This is a genomic window from Pseudomonadales bacterium, from assembly GCA_013215025.1.
Lineage (GTDB): Bacteria > Pseudomonadota > Gammaproteobacteria > Pseudomonadales > DT-91 > DT-91.
On the sequence record JABSRR010000229.1, the window covers coordinates 1 to 3294 of the forward strand.

Below are 3294 nucleotides of genomic sequence, written 5' to 3' on the forward strand. Positions count from 1 at the left end.
CTTTGTCCTTAGCTTTGTCCTTAGCCGTTTCCTCAGTCCTTCCTTCAAGCTTAGCCTCAGCTTTGTTTAAGAAAAAATTGGGGCTAAAGTAGTATCGATAATGAATCATAGCAAAGACTAACGGCGTGTTTGATACAGCCCTGCCATTGTTTTGCGGTGCTGTGCGCAATAAGCATTCTCACTCGCAGCAATAGACGCTATAGTAGGCTGATGATAAAAAAAATACCGTTTCTTACTCTCTGGCTTGTATTAGTTAACCTCGTTTCCGTTTTTTTCTGGCTGCAAGGCATCGTCATTTTTAGCTTTTTAATCATCAGTATCTGGCTTTGTTATCGCTATTTACTGCAAGCACAGCCAATGCGCTTGATTAGCGCAACAAGTGTATCGAGGCTGACAATCATAACGGCTGCACAGTGGCTGATTATACTGATTTTTAGCCTCAGCTTTCAGCCAGACTGGATTATGGATATCGCCGCCAATACCGATGCCGCCATTGGTCATTTTTTACGCGGCGATAACCCATACACACACCGCTCACAATTGTGGGTAGATAGTTTCAGCAAGGGTCCGGGCATTGAGAGTAGCAACGGCGAAGTGTTGATGTTTGGCCAACGCTATTCGTTTGGCTACCCGTATTTTCCCACCATGCTGCTGAGCTATTTACCGCTTAGCGCACTGCTTGAAAACTACACCGCGATTCGTCTCAGCAATCTTCTACTTTCGGGGCTCAATCTGTATCTGATTATTGCAATGGTTAAACAATTTACCCCAGCTGATACCGAGCAGCAGATAATCAAAAAGTTAAGCGTGATTGTGTTATTTTTAACCCCCGCCTATTTGGTCAATATTTACTATCTGGGCATTACCGATATCTTACTCAGCAGTTTTATCTTAGCCTGTTTTTATGCTGGACAAATGCAGCGGTGGTTTCTGGCAGGGCTATTACTTGGGCTTGCGCAATCAAGTAAGTTGCTACCGGCACCGATGGTGCTGCTAGCACTGTTTATTTGGCTACCAAACTTGAGTTTACGATTGCGCCTTATAGCCGGATTTAGCATCAGCAGCGGGCTCAGTTTACTACCATTTATAGTATGGGATAGCGAAGGCTTTATAAGCGCTACGATTTTGTATTACCTCACTCACCACGTAGGCGGCGACAGCACCAGCTTATGGTTCTTTTTACCCAGCAGCATGCAAACCTGGTTTCATCATTTAGCGCCGATACTCACAGCTGTGTTTATTCTTCGCTATGCCTATCGCTGTCGTGGAAGCCTTGAGCAACTGATGACGGTATGTTTTATCAGCTACCTTATTTTCATTGCCTTCAGCAAAATGTCACATTTTAATTATTACTGGGGCGTCTACCCGATCATATGTGTGCCAATCGTGGCGAGGCTTATTAACGCTAAACAGTTGGCGTTAAACAAAGAGCCTTAGGTAATTTAATTCGATAGCCACACAGTTTGGTATGGCGCCAGTATCAATGCGTCTTGTTCTTCACTGAGTTTAATGCCGCTGATCAGGTCGGTAAATTGGGTATCGTGCTCTAAGTTAATACTGTTAACCGAAAGCTGTTTAGTATGCGCAGTAATATTGCTGATACAGTAAATAAATTGCGTTTTATCATGGCAGCTGCGACTAAAGCTTAAATAATCGTCACCTAAATACAGTACGTGCTGATCGGCATTAGGATGAAACGCCGGCTGCTGGGCACGTAATTGAATCAGTGATTTTAAGGCGAAGAATACTTGATGATGCTGATTTTCTTTATTATCTAACAATGGCTTTAAATCTTTATATTGCCACTGATGACGGTTGATGCAGCGATTATGGCCCGAATTAAAATAGCGCTGATAGTCATTACCGGTGGCTAATAGGCTGTGCACATAAAATGCCGGTACGCCTTGCAGGCCCATCATAATTAAATGTGCACAAATGAATCGCTCAAAATTATAGGCATCTTCACCTTCAACGGTACCTTTTAAGGCATCATACAGGGCAATATTAATTTCATAAGGCTTGCTCTCGTTTTCGCTCAGGGCGCGCCAAGAAATCTTACCGCCAAAGCCTTGCAAGGTTTGGATTAATGCTTGCTCTTCATCGTTAGACAATAAGCCCTCAAGCGGGCGTAAACCGATACCGTCGTGCGAGGCAATAAAATTAAAATAGGCTGTACCATCCATCGCTGACGGCATTGACATGAGCCATTGCCGAAGGTGATGACTATTGCCAGTGAGCAAGGTATTCACCAACAGCGGCGGCAATGAGAAATTATAAATCCAGTGCGCTTCATTTTGATTACCAAAATACGACATATTCTCAATGTTAGGAATATTGGTTTCGGTGATGATAATCGCATCATTGCAGGCATATTCTATCAGCGTTCGCAGTAAACGTACGACTTCATGCGTTTCGGGCAAGTTAATACTTTTACTGCCTACTTTTTTCCATAAAAAAGCAATCGCGTCTAAACGAAATATGCGCACACCCATATCTAAATACAGGCGAATAATTTCAATAAACTTTTTTAGTACCTCAGGATTACGAAAATCTAAATCAACCTGATCGTGACTGAAAGTACACCAAACATATTTAATGCCAGCACTGGTATCAACCGGAAACAGCAATCGATTGGTGCGCGGACGCACTACTTGGCTGATATCATCACCCGGTTCACAGGTGAAGAAAAAGTCTTTGCCGGGGTCAATTTGCTTTTGAAAGTTATCAAACCATTTGCCGCGCGAAGAACAGTGATTAATGACTAAGTCTGCCATGAGTTGATAATCTTCAGCAATCGCTTGAATATGCGTCCAGTCGCCTAAACTTTCATTCACCGATGAGAAATCGATAACCGAAAAACCATCATCTGAGCTGTAGGGAAAAAACGGCAGTATATGCACCATATTGATTGCGCCGGCGCAGTACTCATCTAAGAAGTGTTTGAGATTATCTAACGGCTTTTCATCATCGGATAAAAAGCTATCACCATAGGTGATCATAATGGCATCGGATTGATCCCATAAATTGACAAACTGCTCGGGCGCGGTATCAACCTGCTGTAATCGCATAATCGCCAAGATTGACTGAGTCAGCTCGGCTGTTGATATCGACAAGTCGATATCTTTGTAAATAAAATCTAAATGCTTCTCAACATGATCGACAAGGGTTTGCCACGGGCTCATGATCATTGCTTATCTCTTTTTATTGCGGCATAAACCGTTTGTTATCTTCTTCAACTGCTGAGTATAGCCTTGCGTATACATCCGGCATAGCACTGGCGACTCGGTTCCAGCT

At 43.1% G+C, this 3294-nt stretch carries 2 protein-coding genes; one reads left to right on the forward strand and one right to left on the reverse strand.

Going from position 1 to position 3294, the window contains the following annotated elements; translation table 11 throughout:
- Window positions 1-210: 210 nt before the first annotated feature.
- Window positions 211-1437 (forward strand): DUF2029 domain-containing protein, encoded by a 1227-nt coding sequence (locus tag HRU21_12195; protein NRA43049.1) that lies wholly within the window; start codon window positions 211-213, stop codon window positions 1435-1437.
- 5 nt (window positions 1438-1442) lie between these two features.
- Here the strand turns inward: HRU21_12195 and HRU21_12200 are convergent, their stop codons facing one another.
- Window positions 1443-3182 carry a sugar phosphorylase gene (locus HRU21_12200; GenBank protein NRA43050.1) on the reverse strand — a complete coding sequence of 580 codons (1740 nt, stop codon included), beginning with the start codon at window positions 3180-3182 and terminating at the stop codon, window positions 1443-1445.
- Window positions 3183-3294: the final 112 nt, after the last annotated feature.